Below are 23,116 nucleotides of genomic sequence, written 5' to 3' on the forward strand. Positions count from 1 at the left end.
ATGAAAAAGCCGATTTGAAAATATGCGTACAAGCAGGTAAAGAAAAGTTATCCACATTTCAGGTCAAAAAACTGGTCTGAAATGTGGATAAGCCCACTTTTCGTAGAGGCGATAAAGGTAGCTATAACGCTCACCTCCTATACATTTATTGTATGCAGCAAAATATATATTTGAATGCCCCGAAGCCTTTATCAGTAAGCTGCTGCAAGGGGTCATATGTTTATTAAATAACATGTGATGCATCCCGGAAAATGGCCATTTTTACATACTAAAATGGATAGTATGTGCCTCAATATCATTTGTAATGTTTTGATTTATAATTCAGAAGTAGGAGGGGTTAATGCTCATTAATTTTTAAAAAGATATTGTTTTATCAATAAATATAGATATTTTTATATTCGAATTTACTATATCCTTGACTGTCGGATATTTATAAATCATAATCCTAAACCAATGAAGAAAGCTGCCTTATATGAATTGTGGTCCGCTCTGGTAGCGGTATTTCACATGCCCGACCATCACCCCCGGCTTGCCCGGATATATATATATAATAATAAGGGGAGAGTTGCTTCGAGGCGTTTCTAACAACATTGGTACAATAGCATTCAAATTTACTATCTGCAGTAATCCTAAGCCTATGCGCACAAATTATAATACCACTCGCTTAAATCTGCAAAAATCTATGCAGCAGCGAGTTGGCATGATCCTCACCAACATCAGAAAGATATCTGATCGTAGTCTCCTCATACTACTTATTATGGTAGGTATGACCTGGTTGCCAGCAATGGCAAATAACACAGCAGCCGGAAAAAAAGTTGCTGTTAATGGTAAGCCTTATACTAAGTCTGCTAATATATGGGTGGCTTATTCCTATAACGGTTCTGGCGTAGGGAATGCAGTGAAAGAAGGGGATAATATAGAATATAGGATCTCCATTGAGAATACCGGTGATGAGGCATTATCTAACGTTCGTGTAGTGGACACACTACCGCTGCACACAGAATTCTATGGAGCTTCTCCTGGAGGCACCCTGAATAATAACGTATTGTCATGGACAGGCCTGACCCTGGCTCCGGGTCAAAAGATCTCCGTTTCAGCAACAGTTACTGTCAAAGGACCATTAACCGGTGTTGATTATATTAATAACACAGGATACGTTGATATAGGAGATGGTGCCGGATTACAACACACATGGGCTCCTGCAGTTGATAATAATATCAACTCGGCAATGGGGATCGACAAAGGATGGCCATCTACCAGGGCTTCTGTTGACAATGGAATGAACTCTATCTCCTGGCTGAGTGCTCTTTACAATGGTACCGGTCCAAACGGTAATATCCAGTCAGGTGACGTGATCACATATACAATACATGTTCAGAACACAGGCGATGTGGCGCTGACCAGTGTGCTTGTAACGGACTACCTGCCTATCGGTACCACCTTTGTGGACGCCACTGAACAGGTTGTTCCGGATGCAAATAACTTACTGTCATGGACCATTCCGCTAATAGATGCGGGACAGTCAGCCGTAGTTTCCTTCCGTGCAAGGTTAGGTGCAGCGCTGACAGGTATCAAGGCCATAGAAAATACAGCTTATGTAAATAACGGGAATGGTAAAGGGGCTGTTGCAACATTACCTTCCATGGCATCAAATCCTAACCTGCCAGATCCGAATGGCGCAGGCAAACCATCTTCCTCTATTCCAATTGTTAGTGTTGTTTCTTTCGAAGGCTGGATGATCGTTATAAACGAGAGTGGTGAAGGTACTGTATCATCAGGCGAAACACTGTCTTATACCATATATATACGTAACACAGGTAACACCGATATTCAAACACTTCAGGTAAGTGACAACATTCCTCAACAGACAACTTTCGTATCAATTGCAGATGGTGGTCTGTTCCTGAGAGGTGCAAACACTGTTAACTGGGCGATCAATAACCTGCCAGCAGGTGCTTCTCCAAGACAGCTTCACTTTAAAGTAAAAGTTGATCCGCTTCCGGACGGAATAAAGAGCATAGATAATACGGCGAGATTGCAGATCGGTGGTAACTCCGACTCTACCTCTAAGGCAACATTCCATTGCGATCCGCAGGAACCAGGTTGTGACAAGGGTACTGTAACAAGTATCAAGACCACTGGTAAGGCTGCAGGTATGGTGATCTCCAATGTTGTGACGCCAAACGGAGATGGTAAGAATGACTTCTTCTATGTAAGGGGAATTGAAAAGAACCCGGGAAGTGCATTAACCATATTCAACCGTTGGGGTGGTGTTGTATACCAGAACAAGGACTATCAGAACAGCTGGAATGCGACGGGACTAAGCGAAGGTACCTATTACTATCGCCTTGAATTAAACACACCTAACGATGGGGTGCAGGTCTTCAAAGGCTGGGTAATGATTATTAGATAATGAACTGTGATCCTAAAAGTGCAATTATGTACATGACAAAAAAATGGTTTACTGTAGTATTCTTACTTTGCCTGGCAGCAGGTTCCCGTGCACAGCAAAGTGTCCAGTTCAGCCAGTATATTTTTAATGGATTGAGCATCAATCCTGCATATGCAGGTTATAAGGATGTACTGCATCTCAATGCCGCCTTCCGCCAGCAATGGACTGGTATAGACGGCGCTCCACGTACAGCAGCCATTTCATTGGATGGCCCGCTGAACAGAGGCGGCCAGGACGCAAACGTAGGTCTTGGTATACAGGCTATGATGGACAATCTCGGCCCTCAGAGCGCGATCTCTCTGTATGCTTCCTATGCGTATCGTATACGCCTCGACGAAGAAGACACCCGTCGCATCAGCCTCGGTGTCGGTGTAGGTGCAACACAGTATGGTCTGAGCGGAAAGGACCTTATATATCTTGATAATGGTGACCGTATCATCCCTGATGGTTCTGCGAAGTCCACTACTCCTGATGCACGCGTTGGTATCTATTTCTATACTCCTTCCCTTTATATCGGCCTGTCTGCACTTGATCTTTTCTCAAAGTACAGCAGCTCCGGTTACAAATGGAGAGGTTATACATATGAAAGTATCCGTAGGAAACAACATGTTTACTTAACTGCGGGTTATATGTTCCCGGTAAACGAGAACATTTCCCTCAAACCATCAGTGCTGTTCAAAACAGATTTTGCAGGTCCTGCAGGTCTGGATGCAACATTGATGATGCATATTGATGAACTTTTATGGGTGGGTGGTTCTTACAGAACAAACCTCTCTGTATTTAACAAGAAATCAATTGTATCCGGTCAGACTCTTGATAAAGCCAATGCGGCAAGCGCCATTCTTGAATACTACATTTCTGCTAAATATCGCGTAGGTTATTCCTACGACTATAGCATGAATAAACTGGCAGGATTACAGGGTGGTTCTCATGAGCTTTCGATTGGCATATTATTTAATTCGAAGTTATTCAGCACATCCAATCCTCGCTATTTCTAATATTTAAAAAAGATCATCAAATCTCAATATGCTACGTTGTTACGCGATATTATTATGCACCACTCTGACGGTTCCGGTGATGCTGTTTGGCCAGGAGCAAAAAAGCGTGCGGGTAAGGGCTGATGAGGCTTATCAACGGCAGGAGTATGCTGTTGCAGGATCCCTGTATGCCAGGATCATCTCAAAGAAGAAAACTAAAACTTCTGTTGATCTCCTGCAGCGTATAGCGCTGTGCAACCGCGAAATTGGTCAGTATGATGATGCAGCTTTCTGGTATGAGAAAATGCAGGACCGCCCGGATTGTCCGCCAGTGGTACATCTGCAATATGGAGAAATCTTAAAAAGCGCGGGTAAATATGTTGAAGCAAAACAACAGTTAGCTAAATTTACAAGTTCAAAGCCGGATAGTATCCTGCTGAGAAATAGTATGATAGCCGGTTGTGATAGTGCTATGGCATGGAGGACCAACCGTCTGGACATGGCGATGGAGAATATCAAGGAATTGAGCTCTTCAGGTTCTGATTACGTAAGCGGTGTTACAAGACAGGGGCTCCTGCTGGTATCCAACGGTTATCGTAAAATGACTATGAACCTGTTACCGGAAAAAAATCCGAAGATTGACAGTCGTACTAATCAGCCTTACTACAAAGCATACATTTTTAAACAATATTCACAGGGTGTGGCCAATACTTTCGTTGAAGAAGTAGTGCCATCATTATTAGCCCTGGTACCTTATCACGTCGGCCCTGTATGTTTCAATGCCAGAGAAGACACCATTTATGTTACACTGAACTCCTGGCAACAGGACATCGCAAACCGTAAGAAACGCGGTCCTGTGAATGGTGAGCGTACAATGATGGTATTCTGGTCAGTGAAAACAGGTGATGACTGGAGACCGCTGGAACCATTGAAAGAGATCAACTCTGCCGGTTCTTCTTCCGGTCATGTTGCACTCAGCCGTGATGGTAAGACCATGTACTTTGCCTCCAACAGAAAAGGCGGTCAGGGTAAAATGGACATCTGGTTCAGTGAGAAACAAAAGAACGGCAGATGGGGTAAACCTAAGAACTGTGGTCCGGTTATCAACACTCCCTTCGATGAAGCCTTCCCGACCTATAATGAAGAAGATATGTTGTACTTCTCCAGTAAAGGACATCCGGGTATGGGAGGTTTTGACCTCTTCCGTGTAGCAGGTAAGGGATCTGAATGGCACCGTCTGCAGAACCTGCGCTATCCTTTCAACTCCGGTGGCGATGATCTGGGTTTCATCATGAAAGCAAATATGTATGAAGGCTACTTCTCTTCGAACCGTACCGGTGGTGGTGGTAGCGATGATATCTACCGCTTCATGGATACTCACTTCACAGAGAGGTTCAATAATGATCAGGGTATCCAGCCTTATAAAGATCCTGAACCAGGATCAACGCCAAATCCGGTAATACTGGCACAGAATACGCCTGCTAAGCAAACCGAATCTGTAGGCGTAGCTACCAAACCAGACGAACCGACAGTTGTTTCTCCAAGACAGACCGTAAGTGCGCCGATCAGCATGCCAACAACAACAGCATCTACATCAACGCCTACAAAGCCTGTTGAAGAACCACATGTAACGAATCCAAGACAGCAGGTAACTGCTCCGATAGATATTCCTAGTGCCGTTACATCTACACAGCATCCTGTGTCTGATCCGGTAGTAGCGAAAAATGATCCGGTAGGCGAACCAGCGAAAGAGCCGGTAAAAACAACACCGACAAAACGTCCTCCTGCTAAAACACCTGTTAAGAAACCAGTGAAGGAGCCGGTGGTCGTAGCTGCTCCTGTAACAGCACCACCTGTGCCGGAAACGAAGACAGAAGAACCTGTAGAAAAGCCGGTTGAAAAGATTGAAACTGTAGCAGTAGCACAACCACAACCGGAAACAAAACAGGAAGCGGAAATGTCAGAAATGGACCATGCTATCCAGAACAAAATGGAAACTATGGAGTTCTACTACGACTATAACAGTGCGATCCTGACCACTAAGTCAAGGAACCTGCTGGATAGGGTAGCGGTGGTACTGAACCAGTATCCTGACTGGAAACTGCAGATCCGTTCTTATACTGACGCCCGTGGTTCTGACGCTTACAACAAGGACCTCTCCGCTTTACGTTGTTATGCGGTAATTGACTACCTGGTGAAGAAAGGTGTGGTATCCAGCAGACTTTACTACGAGAACATCGGTAAGGACCCTGCAGATCCATGTGGTAAAGGTGCACCTTGTACGGATGAACAGTACATGCGCGCCAGACGTACAATGCTGAAAATCATTCACAAATAAGATAATACTACTTAAATAAAGGAACGCCCTCCCGGTTAGATGCCGGGAGGGCGTTTTGCATATAATAAAAAAAATTATTTTTGGGATGGTACCTTACTACTTTAGGTACGACACCTTTATAGAGAGTCTGGAAAAGAGCGAATTAAAAGACATTTTGTATTAACCATACGCCTTAAAATACCATTTGCCTGTGAAGACCGGTCTTATATCTGCACATACTTACTTAGAGAGCAACCTGACATAATGAAAACCTGTGGCCTGGATTGTAAGCAGAAATAAACCAGTAGTTCCATATCGTCTGTCTCAAAAAAACCGTTATAAATGAAAGTAAACTTTACCTTTCGTAGCGCATTGCCATACCATTATGTAAGGCATGCACTCCTGCTGCTGGTGCTAATGCTGGGCTTATCCCCCCTCATGGCACAGGTTAGCCCGCAGGTGCCCGCAACGACAAAGAACCACAACAAACAGGTGATAGGATATATCACCCAATGGGATGCATGGAAAGACGTAGCCGGTATTGTGCCCAAAGGTGGTTACAACCAGCTGAACGTAGATTATTCACAGTACACCATCCTCAACTTCTCTTTCTTCGGTGTAGCTAAAGACGGTTCCCTGCACAGCGGGGATTTCCGTAACAAGAACATTTACCAGGTAGGCCAGGTACAGGAACCGGGTGCGCTGGTAAATGAAGACATTTATAGCAGCTGGGACATGTTCCTGCTGTATGGTGAACTGGAAGCTCCTATATATTATATCTCTGATGGTAGCTATCCTTACTCCCTCGGATACCGCAATGAAGGTAGTGGCTGGAAAAACGTAAATACTGGCAAAACAGGCGCCTTCCCGCTGTCTGTCCCTAAACAGGGCGGTGCACAGGGCGTATTGGACCTGGCGCATTCCAAAGGCGTAAAAGTAATGGCATCTATCGGCGGCTGGAGTATGTGTAAGCACTACCCTGAAATGGCAGCTGATGCAACCAAACGCGCAAGATTTGTAGCAAACTGCGTAGACCTGATCAACATGGGTTTTGACGGTATTGACTTCGACTGGGAATATCCTAACGATCCGGGTATGAACATCGAACGATACAGCACTGCCGATTACACCAACTTCGCATTGCTGGTAGAAGCAGTAAGAACTGCTATCGGTCCTAATAAACTGATCACTGCAGCTTTCGCCGCTTCTCCTGCTAAGCTGCAGGGTTTTGACTGGCCTCGTCTGAATAATTCAATGAATTATTACAACATGATGACCTACGACTACAATGGCGGATGGTCTAACAAAGCCGGTCACAACGCTCCTCTGTACGATTATCCTGGTGCTGAATACAGCAACTTCTCTGTAGATGCTACTGTAAAAGCACTGAGAGCGCTGGGCGTAAATATGTCTAAAGTAAACATCGGTGCTCCTTTCTATGGCCGTGGCGTAGTTACCACTGGCCCTGCTGCACTGAACGGCGCTACTTCCAAACGCGCAGAAACGGTACAGCCGGATGGTCCTATCCAGACCAGCGCCGACTATACCAACTGGGCGAAAGACCTGTGGGACGGTACACCGAACTACAGCTACATTCTTCAGCAAACAAGTTCAGGCTGGACTGAAGGCTGGGATGATGTAGCTAAAGTTCCTTATAAAACAAAAGGCAATTATTTCCTGAGTTACGATAACGAGCGTTCTGTAGGAGAAAAAGCTAAATATATCAAGGACAATGGACTGGCAGGTGTAATTATCTGGCAGGTATACGGTGATATGCTGAACATGACCAGCAGTACCGTTGCTAAGGGCAAGCTTATCTATTGTCCTAATACTACTTCTCCACTGGTAAACAAGATCAATGCAACCTTTGCTGATGGCAGCACTCCTGTAAATCAGGCGCCATCTGTAAACCTGACTGCACCTGCTGCGAATGCAACATTCACTGCACCTGCAAGCATCACTGTTAGCGCTAACGCTACTGACAGCGATGGCAGCATCAGAAGGGTACAGTTCTTCAATGGTTCCACCAGCCTGGGTATTGATTCAGTTGCTCCATACAGCATTAACTGGAGTAACGTAGCTATTGGTACTTACAGCATCACCGCTGTAGCTACTGACAATTCAGGCGCTTCAACTACTTCTTCCGCAGTATCTGTTACCGTTAACAACGGCGGTACTGTAGATCCTCCTCCAACCACTGGTAAGGTGATCGTAGGTTACTGGCAGAACTGGAACAATGCATCTTCTCCATATATCCGCTTACGCGATGTGGACAGCCGTTACAATGTTATTGAAGTTGCATTCGGTACTACCGGTAGCGACCTCTCTACTGTGAACTTCACTCCGGAAGGAACTACTGTAGCTGACTTCAAAGCTGATATCGCTACACTGCAGTCACAGGGTAAGAAAGTGTTACTGTCGCTGGGTGGTGAAACCGGTACAATTGTACTGGCTACCGCTGCTAACAGAACATCTTTCGTTAACAGCATGAAGAGCCTCCTGGATACTTATAACTTCGATGGTTTCGATATCGATATTGAAGGTGGTACTTCTTTAATTCTGAACAACGGCGATAACAACTTCATGGCGCCAACTACGCCTAAAGTAGTTAACCTGATCTCTGCCGTAAAAGAGATCATCGCTTACCGTAAGGGTCAGGGCAAAAACTGTTTGCTGACAATGGCTCCTGAAACTTACTATGTACAAACTGCTTACAGCAGCACTTATTCTCCGCTGGTAGGCGCTTACCTGCCAATCATCTACGGTCTGCGTAACGAACTGTCCTGGATCCAGCCACAGTTGTATAACACAGGTTCTGTAAATGGTCTTGACAATAAAGTATACAACTCAGCTACTGCCGATTTCATCGTAGCGATGACTGAGATGCTGTTACAAGGTTTCCCGGTGGCAGGTACAAGCCAGACTTTCCCTGCACTGCGTGAAGACCAGGTAGCATTTGGTTTGCCAGCTGCACCAGGTGCTGCAGGTAGCGGTTATACGCAGCCTGCTGAAGTGAAGAAAGCGCTGAACTATCTGACCAAAGGCCAGTCTTTTGGTGGTGCTTACACACTGCGTAAAGCAGGTGGATATCCTGGCATGCGTGGTATCATGACATGGTCCGTTAACTGGGATAACTCGCACAACAGAGAGTTCGCTTCTAACTACTATCCTTACTTCTTCGGTTCTAACCCGGGTAACCAGTCTCCGGTAGTTAGCATCACTTCTCCATCTGCAGGAGCTACTTTTAATGCACCTGCATCCATCACTATCACTGCTAATGCTTCCGATGCTGATGGTTCTGTTTCTAAAGTTGAATTCTACAATGGTAGCACCAAACTGGGCGAAGATGCAACAAGTCCTTACTCTTATTCATGGACTAACGTAGCTGCGGGTACTTATAGCCTCACAGCTGTTGCTACTGATAACGGCGGTGCAGTTTCAACATCATCTGCAATATCCGTGACCGTAAATGGCACAGGTGGTAATACCTGCGATGGCATTGCAGCATGGTCACCTACCTTAGTTTATACAGGTAGCCAACAGGCTGTTTATAACGGTAAGGTATACTCTGCAAACTGGTGGACACAGGGCGATCAGCCTGATACACACAGCGGCGCCGGTCAGGTTTGGACATATGTACGTGACTGTGGTGGTACAAATCCTGGTAACCAGGCTCCGTCAGTATCTATCACATCTCCTGCAAGCGGTGCTTCATTTACAGCGCCAGCTACCGTAACTATCCAGGCTACAGCATCCGATGCTGATGGCACTGTTGCTAAAGTTGAATTCTTTAATGGCAGCAACAAACTGGGTGAAGTTGCAGCAAGTCCATACGCTTACACATGGAGCAATGTTGCAGCAGGTTCTTACAGCATCACCGCTGTAGCAACTGATAACGCCAACGGTAAAACTACCAGCGCGGCAGTAACTATCCAGGTAGGTAACGGTGGTAACACCGGCAACTGTGCAGGTGTACCGACTTATCAGACATATCCTGCGGTGTACAACCTGGGCGATAAAGTGGTATACAACGGTAACCTGTACGAAAGCCAGTCTAACGGACTGTATAACGTAACTCCAGGTACAGCTGACTGGTGGTGGAAGCCACTGGGTGCTTGCGGAGCAGGTGCAGCTACAGTAGCGGCAGTATCTCCGGTACCTGATGCAGTTGTTGTAAATGAGAAAGTACTGGTATTCCCTAACCCGCTGACAGGTAATGTACTGAAAGTACAGTTCAACGCTGCGGCAGGTGAAAAAGTACTGATCGAATTATGGAGCACCGGCGGTAACGCTATCATCCGTAAACAATATATCGCAGCCGCTAAAGGCCAGCAAACAGTTGATCTGGATGTTTCTCAGGTACCAGCAGGTTCCTGGATACTGAAAACCAGCAATCTGAAGAGCAGCCGTAAAGGCACTGCGAAAGTAATACGCCTGTAACAGGTATTTTTAGGAATCAGGAACTAAGAGATCATTTGTTGTTGCGATATTCTTAGTTCCTGATTCTTAATTTCTGATTTTTCTGTCAACCATGTCTTCTAAAGAGAGTCAATATGCTGCTTTATACACTGTTCAGAAATACTGTAATTAACACGCTCTTTCTGTGGAGCAGGCCATGAGCGCCCCTTCACCTCCCTCATAATAACTGGTATCAGATAACGCTAAATTCCATAGTATGATGAAAAAATTTACACGTTTATGTTTTAAGATCTTTATTATTCCTGTCCTGATTGCAGCCGGCCACCTAACGGTGCTGGCGCAATCAGGTATTTACGGAGGCGGCCCCATTTACAAGAACCGCAGTTATGCCATCAACGAGCTGAGAAATTCAGGATATACATATGTTGTGGTGTGGACCATTCACATTGATGCCAGCGGTAATTTCAACTTCAATGCAGAGTTTCCCCTGGTGCAGAATGGCACTTATATAGGAGGAAGTGCTTATCCCAATTTTGCGGATGATATGGCCAGACTGAAGTCTGCGCCGACTACGATCAACAGGCTTGAGTTCGGTCTCAGCGCCTGGGGATCTTCTACTTTTGCTAACATACGAAATCTCATCGCGTCGCAGGGAACAGGCTCCGGTAGCATCCTGTACCGAAACTTCCAGGCTTTACGGAATACGTTTCCAATGGTGGATGCAATCAACTTTGATGATGAAAGCACCTATGATGTAAGTTCAGCTACCGCACTGGCGGTGATGCTGGGCAATCTTGGATTTAAAGTGAGCCTGTGTCCCTATACCAACTCCGGTTTCTGGACAAGCGTAGCGACCAATACCAATAATCAGCGGCCGGGAACAGTTGACAGGGTAGACCTGCAATGTTACTCCGGCGGCCGTAATAATTCTCCCTGTAACTGGAACTTCGGCACTATACCAGTATATGCCGGTTTATGGGATGCGGAGAAAACAACAGCACAGGTACAAAGCCAGCTGAATACATGGAAGAATGCGTGCAATGCACGTGTTAAAGGTGGATTCATATGGCTGTATGATGATATTGACAATAGCTCGCAGACGGCCGCTTATGCTACTGCCATCAGGAATGTATTTGGCGGAGGTACGCTTAATACAGCAGCAGTTACTTTTTACAGAGATTGCAATTACGGCGGACTGGGTATCAGTTTGCCAACAGGCGATTATACACTTGCGAGATTACTTTCCTATGGTATCAGGAATGACGATATTTCTTCCGTAAACGTAAACAGTGGATATAGTACACGGCTGTACGTAAACGATAATTTCGGCGGTAACTCCCTGGCTGTAACAAGCAGCAATTCCTGCCTGGTAGACGAAAGCTGGAACGACCTGGCAAGCTCCCTGATAGTACGCGCCGGCAGCGGTGCAAGGACTGTTTCTGATGAAGCAGGACGGAAGACAAACCTTTCTGTGGCACCGGTACTAAAAGGATTTATCCTCTATCCTAATCCGGCCAACAATGAGTTAAGGCTGGCAGCCGGTGAAGACCTCGCAGGCGCATTCCTGCAGGTATTTGACCTGGCGGGAAGACCGGTTATGTCACTCAGGAATATCAACAACAGACTGGACCTGTCCAGGCTGAAAGCGGGAGTATACACACTTGTTGTTAATAAGAGTGGCAACGTGATCACCCGTCAGTTTGTAAAACAATAACCATTTGAAATATATCCTTGTTGCAAGTTCTGCTTTACACTTCTTGAATAAAAAGTATAAAAGGGAAACACTTCTTTGTCCGGAGGCAATGGGCAGAACTTGTGATATGGCAATGCACGGTTAATCACCGGCACATTTTAAATCCCTCAAAACAAACAGAGCATGAAAACAACCAAATGGATCAAAGCATGTCTGCTTCTTGCAGCAGGTGCGTTCATGTCCGTTCAAACATTTGCCCAATTCAAGGTAGTAGGTTATATGCCTTCCTGGTCGGGTAGTGTAAGTGCGATCCAGTACAGTAAACTGACGCACATTAATTACGCCTTCGCATTACCAACTTACACCGGTGGGTTACAACCTATCGAAAATCCTTCCAAATTATCCAGCCTGGTTAGCAGCGGTCACGCCAATGGTGTGAAAGTGCTGATTGCAGTAGGAGGTTGGAATAACGGTGATGATGGTGCATTTGAGGCACTTGCTGCAAATGCTACCTACCGTACCAATTTTGTAAACGCCCTGGTTGGTTTCGTAAACCAATACGGACTGGATGGCGTTGACATGGACTGGGAGTATCCGAATGACGGAGCTTCTGCCAACAACTACCTTACACTGATGACTCAGTTGTCCAACGCGCTGCATGCGCAAGGTAAACTGCTGACAGCAGCTGTTGTTGGTACCGGTGGCTCCAGCATCCTCAACGGAGTATTCAATGTAGTTGATTTCTTAAACCTCATGGCTTATGATTATAATAATTACGAACACTCTACTTACTCTTATGCTTCTCAGTCTCTGGCCTACTGGACAGGTAGAGGCCTGCCTAAATCTAAGGCAGTATTAGGCGTTCCTTTCTATGCGCGTCCTTCCTGGAACAGCTATGCAACATTGCTGAATCAGGGTGCTAGTCCAAACTCTGACTATTTCGGAGGCGACTATTACAACGGCATTCCAACCATCAAATCAAAAACCAACCTGGCATTTGATAATGGTGGTGGTATCATGATGTGGGAACTGTCTCAGGATGTTAACAATGGTAACTCTTTGCTGAGTGCTATCTACCAGGTTAAGCAGGAGCGTGGTGGTGGAAATAACCCCAATCCTCCTGCTGGCCTGATCCAGGCAGAGAACTATACTTCTATGTCAGGTGTACAGGTTGAAGCCTGCACTGATACAGACGGAGGTTCTAACGTAGGTTATATTGAAAGCACAGACTGGATGGCATATTCCAACATCAATTTCCCAACTTCCGGTACTTACAAGGTAGAGTACAGGGTAGCTAGTCAGAGCACTGGTGGTCAGTTATCACTCGACCTCAATTCCGGTTCTATTGTACTGGGTTACCTGAACGTACCTGTTACCGGTGGATGGCAGACCTGGACCACTATTTCACACAATGTGAATGTGGCTACTGCAGGTACTTATTCAGTAGGTATCTATGCTCAGTCAGGTGGCTGGAATATTAACTGGTTCCGTATTACAAAAGTGAGCGCTGCTGCTAAAACCGTAGCTGCAACAAGCGTAAAACCAGTATTAGAGAACCAGGCTGCTGAAAAAGCACCTTTATTGTTCCCTAACCCGGTTGCTACTTCACTGAACCTGAAAGGTGACTTCAACCAGCCAGGTGGTATTATCACTATCTATGATCTGAATGGTAAACAAGTGCTGAATGCCAAAGGTGGCGTTAGCAACATCAGCGTAGATGCGTTGCCTTCAGGTACCTACCTGCTGGTATATACCAAAGGCGAGAAAAAAGTTACTCAGAAATTCGTGAAGAGATAATCTGATCCGTAGCCTCCGGCGGAGAGTGTTTCCCTTTTTTACAGTCCCTTTTATTAACCATTTTAAACAAAACCCTTTTTATGATGCGATCATTAAAATTGTCCCTCATGTTAACCGCTGGTCTGGCGCTTGCAGGAAGCGCCGCATCAGCCCAGAACTGGCAGCTGGTCTGGCAGGACGAATTTACGAACAGTATAGGCCCCGATTGGGTATTCGAAACCGGTACCGGTTCCGGAGGATGGGGCAACAATGAATTACAGTACTATCGTCGCGAAAACGCTACTATTGAAAATGGTCAGCTGGTTATCACTGCCAAACAGGAGAGCTTTGGCGGTATGAACTACACTTCTGCCCGTATGAAAACCCAGGGCAGGAAATCATGGAAATACGGCAAGATAGAAGCCCGTATCGCTATTCCATCTTTCACAGGCTCCTGGCCTGCTTTCTGGATGCTGGGCAGCAACATTACACAGCCCGGTTTCGGATGGCCTTCCTGTGGTGAAATAGATATTATGGAACACGTGAACACAAATGCAGAAGTAAATGGTACTGTGCACTGGACAGGCACCAATGGACATGCGTCTTATGGCGGCACTACACCTGTAGGTGTGACGGGCTATCATGTTTACAGCATCGAATGGGATGCAAATGCCATCAAATGGTTTGTAGACGGTGCACAATATAACGTGATCAACATCGCCAACAATGTAGGTGGTACCGATGAGTTCCATAAGGATTTCTTCCTCCTGCTCAATTTTGCTATTGGTGGTAACTGGCCTGGCTTTAACGTGAACAATGGCGCTTTGCCAGGTAAAATGTATGTAGACTATGTAAGAGTTTACCAGGATGGCGGAGGTACCAATCCAGGTGGCTTTACGCAAACTATTCAGGCAGAATCTTACAGTTCAATGTCTGGCGTACAGATAGAAGGTACAACTGATACCGGTGGCGGATCTAACGTTGGTTATATTGAAACCGGCGACTGGATGGCATATCCTGCTGTAACTATTCCTACTACCGGCACTTACAGGGTCGAATACCGCGTAGCCAGCCAGAGTGGCGGCGGCCGTTTGTCGCTTGATGTAAATGCAGGTGCAAACGTACTCGGTTACCTGGACATTCCTTCTACAGGAGGATGGCAGAACTGGACGACCATCTCGCACAACGTTACTATCAATGCCGGCACCTACAACTTTGGCGTCTTCGCCCAAACAGGTGGCTGGAACATTAACTGGTTCCGCATAACCAAATTGTAAACCAAGATCAGTATTAAAAACTTCAAACAGTTTACCCTATGAGCAAAATGTTAAAATATATAGCAGGTACGTCATTAGCATTACTGGCGGCCTCAGTTACATATGCACAACAAAAAGAACCCTATCGTCTCGGAACACCTGCCGGTATTTTGCAGGACATCCGTTCGCAGGCCCAGAAGCCACATGCGAGATTAGTAAGTGCAGCGGAACTTAAAATAGGCGCAGGGGCTGTATTGACAGGTAAAGTGAACACCCGTCATACAGATGGCAAGAATATGGAATCTGTGATCGGTGAGATCGAGAATGTGCCAGGTTCTTCTTTTTACCTGCAGGTAAAAGATGGAGATGTAACAGGAAACATCATCCTGCGCAGCAGTAAAAAAGGTTATAAATATTATACAGATAAAACAGGCGCCGCCTATGTACAAGAAGTACCCATTGAATCTCTGATATGTATCGACTATAATAAAGCACCGGACGAAACAGCCGCAAGAACGGCACCGGCTAATACGAGCCTGCTCGATGCACTGGCATTGCCGGAGCTGCAAAGTTTTCCGGGCGCAAATGGTGTAGTATTGCTGGACTTTGACGGTCAGTATGTATCAGGCACATTATGGAACAACGGTAACCCTATCAATGCAGCGCCAGCTACACTTACAGAAGCACAGCAACTGGAAGTATGGGAACTGGTAAGTGAAGATTTCCGTCCTTTTAAATTGAATGTTACCAACAGTGAAGCTGTATATAACACTTATCCTGCCAACAGGAGAATGCGTTGTATCTTCACGCCGACCAATACTGCTGCTCCGGGAGCAGGTGGTGTTGCATACATCGGTTCTTTCAACTGGGGAAATGAAACACCTTGCTGGGTATTCAACGGTGGTGTGAAAGGTGCTGGTGATGCTGCTTCTCATGAAGTAGGACACACTTTCGGTCTGGGACATGATGGCCGTAACACGCCAGCAGAAGGTTACTACGCAGGTCATGGCAACTGGGCGCCTATCATGGGTGTAGGTTACTATGTACCGGTAGTACAGTGGAGCAAGGGTGAATATACAAGCGCTAACCAACTGGAAGATGACCTGGCGAAAATTGCGAGCAGCACATTCGGTGTAGGTTACAGAACTGATGATGCAGGCGGTTCTACCGGTGCAGCTGTTGCATTGAGCATTGGCAGCGGTGGTGCGGTAAACAGGAATGGTGTGATAGAACGCACCGGCGATGCAGACTTTTATAGCTTTACTACAAGCGGCGGCACATTGTCACTTAATTTCGCAACGCCTACACGCCATCCTAATCTGGATATCGTAGCAACATTGTATAACAGTGGAGGCGGTGTAGTAGCTACCGATAATCCGGCAGGGTTGTCAGCTTCTCTGAACACAACACTTGCTGCGGGTACCTATTACATTTCTGTAACCGGTACGGGATATCTGAATCCGGCTAATACAGGTTATTCCAACTACGGATCTCTGGGTAGCTATGCAATAACCGGTACCATCGGTTCTTCTTCCACTAATGTGGCTACGGTTTACAAGGATTGCGACTATGGTGGTTATGCCATCGGATTACCGGTAGGTAGCTATACATTGTCTCAGTTGCAGGCGAGAGGTGTAGTAAATGATGATATCTCTTCCCTGAGAGTTGGAAGTGGTTATGAGGCTATCCTTTATCAGCATGACAACTTCGGTGGAGATGCATATGTATTCAGAGGAGATTTTGCATGTCTTGTAAATCTTTCACTGAACGGTGCACCGCTGAACCTGAACGATTGGACCTCTTCTGTAGTGATCCAGCCATCAACAGCTGCGGCAGCACGTACTACAAGCTCACTGCAGTACATAGAGAAGGTAAGTACAGCAGCTGCTGAAAGCAAACTGGGCACTACGCTGAATGTATTACCAAATCCGTTCGTGAATGATGTGGTTGTGAGAACAACTGCTACAAGCAAGGAAGGATTCCTGTACGTAACAGTGTTCGCCCTGGATGGCAAAACTGTACTGCCTGCGAAACGTATTGTGAATGGTGAGAAGATCGATCTGTCAGGAGTAAGCAAAGGCGTTTACCTGATCAGGATCTCTAACGGTAAGGATACTGAGATAAGGAAGATCATCAAGCAATAATGAACTGCCTGCTTGCAGGATAGTATAAAAAAGGCAAAAAACAGGAATACCACCTACTTAAAGTGGTAGCTCCTGTTTTTTGCCTTTTTTCTTTTTCCCTTTTCCACAGTAGTAAATACATTCCAAATACTTTTAATTTAATTTTTTGTTATAAAATAGTACATAATAAAAAGAATTGTTACTATTTTATATGTCGAAAAGATGGAGATTTAACATTGTAATGAAAACCCGGAGCCATTAAAACTGCCGTATAATTTGTATTGGGAAGTACGAATTATATAAACGACGTGATATGAATACACAAGATGCCGAGTTAGTAGTAAAATTACTGGAAGATGATGTAAGCGCCTTTGATGCCCTGTACTGGAAATATCACCAGGCAGTTTATCGAAATATTTTCAAGTTTGTTAAGGAACCCATTGCAACAGAAGATATTTTACAGGAAGTTTATGCCCGGCTATGGGAAAAAAGAAAGGACATTAATGCCGGTCAATCCGTTGCCGGCTGGTTGTTTGTGATCAGCTTCAATCTTTCTGTGGACTATGTCAGAAAGAAACTGCGTGAACATACTTTTCACAAGGAATTATACAATCTGAACATTGAGGGGAGCAACTGGGAAGATAACCCGGCTGCTTACGAAGAACAATATCATCTGCTGGAAGAGGCAATTTCCCAGCTTTCTCCAAAAAAGCAGAAGATCGTTACCTTATGTAAACTGGAAGGCAAGACGTACGATGAAGTAGCTGAAGAATTGAAAATTTCAAGAAATACCGTTAAAGAACACTTATCTATCGCGATGACCCGCATCAATGAGTATGTTCAGAAAAATAAGGAACACAAATATGTACTGTTGCTCCTGCTATTTATGAAAAATTAAGTCGTAAACCATAAGGGACTGTCATTGGAAGAGAATGTAAAATTACCCTGAACCCAATGGCAGGGCCGTTATATAACCAAAAGACATATGCGAAAAAACCAGCCGTACTGTGCTTGAACACATTAAGAATAAGAATATGTAATATTTTTCGTAAACGCACCCACCCATATCCTCAGGGTCGCCGTATTTAGGGTAAATCAATCAAAATAGTGCAGAACAGGAAGGAATACCTAAAGCAACTGTTGCAACAAAAAGAGTGGAAACAGGAAGACCGGGATTGGCTGCTGCAATATTTGAATGAGAACGATCTTACAGACTTGCAGGAAGTCGCTGCGTCAGCATATGATGCTGATGTGCTTAGCGAAGAGCCTGTACTAGAAAGAGAACACTCAGAGCGCATACTGGAGAAGATCCATCAGCGCATCAGCTCGAGAAGAGAGCCTGTTGTGAGGAGGATCAGTTTCGGACGCTGGAAAGTAGCCGCTGCTGCCATCATTATTCTGATTGCAGGAGCAGGCATCTTAAGCCTGCTCAGAAAACCTGTAAAACAGCTTTTAGTTACATCCGGGATGCAACGGAAAACAGTTACCCTGCCTGATGGTTCGGTCGCCTATCTTGAACCCGGAACTACTTTAAAGTATACCGGTAACTATGGTAAAGAAGAACGTAATGTAACGCTTACAGGAGAAGCACTGTTTAATGTACAGCAGGATGACAAACACCCTTTTATAGTTGCTTCAGCACTGATCAGCACTAAAGTACTGGGTACTTCCTTTAACATGGAAGCCAGGAATGTAACAGAGGCGAGAGTAGTTGTACTGACAGGAATGGTACAGGTTGAAGCAAAAGGAGAAGAAAGCCAGGAGGATAAAGAAATGATCCTAACCGCCAACAAAGGAGCTGTATATAATAAGAACACTCATTTGCTGGAAATGTCCGACGCCACCGACGATGCAAGGTTTTATTCACAGAAGCAGCAGGGACGGTTTATTTACGATGGAGAAGAAGTAATAAAAGTAGTAAACGACCTGGAAAGGTTTTATAATACGGAGATCAAAGTAGACGGAAGGATACAACACTGTGCATTTTACGGAGATGTAAACATTGTGGATGACCTGGAGAAGGCACTCGATCTGATCGCAGTGTCGCTGAACGCCAAAATCAATAAGGATAAAAATGGAAACGGCTATATAATTGCCGGAGGTAACTGTCATTAGACAAAAGACACAAACTTTACAGTTAACCTGCCAGATGCCTTAATCAAATATATGTACTGAGCATACCCGTGTATGCTTGCCAGCTTGTTTTTGTATAAATATTGCACACAACCAAACTAAATCGCTCTATGACGACTCAGGAAAGAACGCCATCAGGTTAACTATACCCTATAAAAGTTAACTCGTAAACCAAATATGCTCTGCACTGCAGCAGGCACCCTATTGCACTGATCCCGCAAGGACCGGTAATGGGACTTCTATTTCCCGAAACGAACCAAAATCAAATCATAACCGATGCTTAAGAAGGCGACCCTATCCCTCCACCTGGTAATGCTCGCGTTACTCGTGTTGCTTCAGTCAATCACAGTTTCCGCAGCTACTTCAGGAATACAGGATGCTCTCGACAAAAAGATATCACTGGAGTTGAAGAATGTGTTACTAAAAGAAGCTCTGGACAAGATCGGTAACCTCGCAGAAGTATCTTTCATCTATGCAGGTAACAAGATAATCGTAGCTAATAAAGTAGATGTCAGCGCTCACAATGAAAAAGTGGGAGACCTGCTGAAGAAACTGCTGAAGCCCTTGTCCCTTTCTTATACGGTCCTGTATGACCGTGTAGTGATCAGGCCCATTGAAAAAAAAATGGACAACCTCACCGTTCCGGAAAACAACCGGCAGGTAACCCAGCGCAACCAGGACGTAAAAGGTATAGTGATGTCCGCTAAGAATGAATCGCTCCCTGGTGTTGCCATTGTTATTAAAGGCACTACAAGGGGAACTACTACCGACGACAAAGGAACTTTCGAGCTGAAGAACGTTCCAGGAGATGCCATATTGGTATTCAATTTCACAGGGTATCAGCAACAGGAAGTAAATGTAGCTGCTTACAAAAGTGGCGTCATCAATATACATCTGCAGGAAAAGACGACCAAACTGCAGGAAGTGGTTGTAACAGGTTTCCAGGATATCGATAAGAGCAAATTCACCGGTGCTTCCGCCCGCATCAAAATGGATGAAGCCAAGATAGACGGTATGCCGGATGTCAGCCGTATGCTGGAAGGCCGTGTAGCGGGTGTGGCTATCCAGAATGTGTCAAGCACATTTGGCACGGCTCCGAAGATTCGTGTGCGTGGTGCTACTTCTATTAACGGTGATAATAAGCCTTTATGGGTGGTAGATAACGTGGTGCTGGAAGATGTGGTGAACATTTCAAACGACCAGTTATCAAGCGGTGATCCTACCACCTTGCTCGGTTCTGCCGTAGCTGGTCTGAACCCAAACGATATCGAGAGCTTTGACATCCTTAAAGACGCCGCAGCTACTGCGTTATATGGCGCACGCGCTATGAACGGGGTGGTGGTGATCACTACTAAGAAAGGACGTGCCGGTGCAAAACCTGTTATTACCTACAGCGGCAACTACAGTACGCAGCTGAAGCCTAACTATAGCAATTATAATATCATGAACTCCGCCCAGCAGATGTCAGTACTGGCAGAGCTGGAGCGGAAGGGCATGCTCACCTCCGATATCCTGTCCCGTGGCGATATCGGTGTGTACGGTAAGATGTATGAAATGCTGAATGCGGATGATCAGGGAAATTTTCCGCTGGAGAATACGCCCGCTGCCAAACGGAACTTCCTTTTAAGATATGCTTCCGCTAATACAGACTGGTTTGATATCCTTTTTAAGACCAGCTTTATCCAGGAACACTCCCTCAGTATTTCTTCTGGTACAGATAAAGGACAGTCTTATTTCTCTACCAGCTATTACCATGACAACGGCTGGACCGTTGCTGATAAAGTGAGCCGTTATACGCTCAACTTCCGTAACAACTACAAGATCTCTGACAGGGTGAATACAGGCTTCTCTGTATTAGGCTCTGCGCGTCAGCAAAGAGCACCCGGTGCACTGACCCGTACCAGCAACCCCGTAGAAGGCCAATACGACCGCGATTTTGACATCAACCCATTCAGTTATGCCCTTAACACCAGCCGTACCCTGACAGCGTTCGATGAGGAGGGAAACCTGGAATATTTCAGACGGAATTACGCGCCGTTCAATATCATCAACGAATCGGCAAACAATTACCTGAACCTGAGTATGATGGACCTTCGTCTCCAGGGCGACTTCTCCTGGAAGGTGGCTAAAAACCTGCGTTATGAATTTGTAGGCGCCCTGCGCTACGTAAAGTCTTCCCGTGAACACCAGATCACCGAAAACAGTAACATGGCCAATGCTTACCGTGCGGCAGACAATGCTACGATCGCAGAGAACAACAAGTTCCTCTATCACGATCCTGCCAACCCTGATGCATTGCCGGTCATCGTATTGCCTTATGGTGGTTTCTACAACCGCACAGAAGATCAGCTGGTCAACTTCGACTTCCGTAATAGCTTAAACTATAATACTACTATTGGCGATCGTCATAGTCTGACGGCCATGATCGGCCAGCAGGTGAAATATGCTGACCGTCAGAATTCGTCCAATACAGGGTACGGCTACCAGTATAATAATGGTGGCGTGCCTTTCACCGACTATCGTATTCTAAAACAAACTATCGAGAGCAGTTTCCCGTATTACGGTATGAGCAAGGACTACGACCGCTTTGCAGCATTCTATGCGACTGCTACTTATTCCTACAATAGCAAATATAACCTGACAGGTACCACCCGTTACGATGGTTCCAACAGGCTGGGAAGATCGAGCACCGCCCGCTGGTTACCTACCTGGAGCGTGTCCGCTTCATGGAATATTGACAAGGAAAACTACATACAGGACCTGGGCTGGGTCGATTACCTGGCACTCAGAGCCAGCTATGGATTAACAGCCAGTATGGGACCTGCCACTAACTCTAACATTGTATTCCAGACAATTAATACAAAAAGAACACACCTTGATGAAGTAGAATCAGTGATCAAGATTGCTCATCTGCAAAACGATGATCTGACATGGGAGAAACTGTATACGACCAATATCGGTCTGGATGGTACCCTGTTTAACAGACGTCTGAACTTCACCATCGATGCTTACAGCCGTAAGAGCTTTGACCTGATCAGTATCATCAAAACTTCCGGTATCGGTGGTGAAACTTTCAAAGCCGCGAACTATGCAGATATGGATTCAAAAGGTGTGGAAGTGCTGATCGGCGGAGATGTCGTTAAGAAGAAGAACTGGGGTTGGAAAACCAATGTGACATTCGGTTACAATACCAATAAGATCACTAATGCCAAAAACATCCCGAGGATCTTTGACCTGGTAGTAGCTGAAGGCGGTAACAAGGAAGGTTACCCCGTAAGAGGTCTTTTCTCTCTCGAATATAAAGGGCTTGACCCGAATACAGGTGCTCCACAGTTTGTAAACCCACATGGTGCTATAAGTAAAGATGTATTCCTGCAAGACCTGAATACTTCCCGCCTGGTATACCAGGGCCCAGTCGATCCGCCGGCTACAGGTGGTCTGTCTAATACCTTCCATTACAAAGGTTTGTCCATGAACGTATTTGTGACCTACCAGTGGGGTAATAAGATCCGCCTGTATCCTGCTTTCAAAACTGCATACTCTGATCTGGACGCTATGCCTAAAGAGTTCTATGACCGCTGGATCATGCCGGGAGATGAGAAAGAAACACAGACGCCATCTATTCTTGATGGTCTGGAACAAGTAATGCTGGGAGGAGCTTATCCTTACAACAACTATAACTATTCCACCGCAAGAGTAGCAAAAGGTGATATGATACGTCTGAAAACTGTATCACTTACCTGGCAGCTACCTGCAACCCTGTTGAAAAGGACAGCCCTCAACAATATCACGCTCACGGGCGCCGCTATCAATCCCTGGCTGATCTATTCAGATAAGAAACTGAGAGGACAGGACCCTGAGTTCTTTAACACGGGTGGTGTGGCACAGCCGATACAGAAACAATTTACGCTTTCACTAAAAGTAGGTCTCTAAATAAAGATGGTTATGACGAAATTTTTCACACGGGTAT

11 protein-coding genes are annotated in these 23,116 nt (G+C 45.5%); all 11 read left to right on the forward strand.

What is annotated here, in order from left to right; translation table 11 throughout:
* The first annotated feature begins 682 nt into the window (after positions 1 to 682).
* The 11 genes from C7475_RS20230 (at position 683) to C7475_RS20280 (ending at position 23,079) form a co-directional block, all read left to right on the forward strand.
* Positions 683 to 2,413, forward strand: coding sequence for a gliding motility-associated C-terminal domain-containing protein (locus C7475_RS20230; protein ID WP_158286561.1), 1,731 nt, complete (start codon positions 683 to 685; stop codon positions 2,411 to 2,413).
* Positions 2,414 to 2,439: 26 nt separating this feature from the next.
* A complete protein-coding gene (locus tag C7475_RS20235; protein WP_158286562.1) occupies positions 2,440 to 3,450 on the forward strand; it encodes a type IX secretion system membrane protein PorP/SprF in 1,011 nt (336 codons plus the stop codon).
* 28 nt (positions 3,451 to 3,478) lie between these two features.
* Positions 3,479 to 5,767: an OmpA family protein gene (locus C7475_RS20240; protein WP_110055211.1), complete on the forward strand. Its 2,289-nt coding sequence runs from the start codon at positions 3,479 to 3,481 to the stop codon at positions 5,765 to 5,767.
* A gap of 321 nt (positions 5,768 to 6,088) precedes the next feature.
* The gene (locus C7475_RS20245; protein WP_110055212.1) at positions 6,089 to 10,186 is read left to right on the forward strand and encodes a glycosyl hydrolase family 18 protein; all 4,098 of its coding nucleotides are present in this window, start codon (positions 6,089 to 6,091) and stop codon (positions 10,184 to 10,186) included.
* A gap of 235 nt (positions 10,187 to 10,421) precedes the next feature.
* Positions 10,422 to 11,879 (forward strand): T9SS type A sorting domain-containing protein, encoded by a 1,458-nt coding sequence (locus C7475_RS20250; protein WP_233259907.1) that lies wholly within the window; start codon positions 10,422 to 10,424, stop codon positions 11,877 to 11,879.
* A gap of 162 nt (positions 11,880 to 12,041) precedes the next feature.
* Positions 12,042 to 13,655 carry a glycosyl hydrolase family 18 protein gene (locus tag C7475_RS20255; protein ID WP_110055213.1) on the forward strand — a complete coding sequence of 538 codons (1,614 nt, stop codon included), beginning with the start codon at positions 12,042 to 12,044 and terminating at the stop codon, positions 13,653 to 13,655.
* 80 nt (positions 13,656 to 13,735) lie between these two features.
* Positions 13,736 to 14,911: a carbohydrate-binding protein gene (locus C7475_RS20260; RefSeq protein WP_110055214.1), complete on the forward strand. Its 1,176-nt coding sequence runs from the start codon at positions 13,736 to 13,738 to the stop codon at positions 14,909 to 14,911.
* 38 nt (positions 14,912 to 14,949) lie between these two features.
* A complete protein-coding gene (locus C7475_RS20265) occupies positions 14,950 to 17,034 on the forward strand; it encodes a T9SS type A sorting domain-containing protein (RefSeq protein WP_110055215.1) in 2,085 nt (694 codons plus the stop codon).
* 292 nt (positions 17,035 to 17,326) lie between these two features.
* Positions 17,327 to 17,911, forward strand: a complete 585-nt coding sequence (locus C7475_RS20270; protein WP_110055216.1) for an RNA polymerase sigma factor — start codon at positions 17,327 to 17,329, stop codon at positions 17,909 to 17,911.
* Positions 17,912 to 18,120: 209 nt separating this feature from the next.
* Positions 18,121 to 19,128, forward strand: coding sequence for a FecR family protein (locus C7475_RS20275; protein WP_110055217.1), 1,008 nt, complete (start codon positions 18,121 to 18,123; stop codon positions 19,126 to 19,128).
* A 294-nt stretch (positions 19,129 to 19,422) separates the two neighbouring features.
* Positions 19,423 to 23,079, forward strand: coding sequence for a SusC/RagA family TonB-linked outer membrane protein (locus C7475_RS20280; RefSeq protein ID WP_110055218.1), 3,657 nt, complete (start codon positions 19,423 to 19,425; stop codon positions 23,077 to 23,079).
* Positions 23,080 to 23,116: the final 37 nt, after the last annotated feature.

It is taken from the genome of Chitinophaga sp. S165 (assembly GCF_003182155.1).
Taxonomy (GTDB): Bacteria; Bacteroidota; Bacteroidia; order Chitinophagales; family Chitinophagaceae; genus Chitinophaga.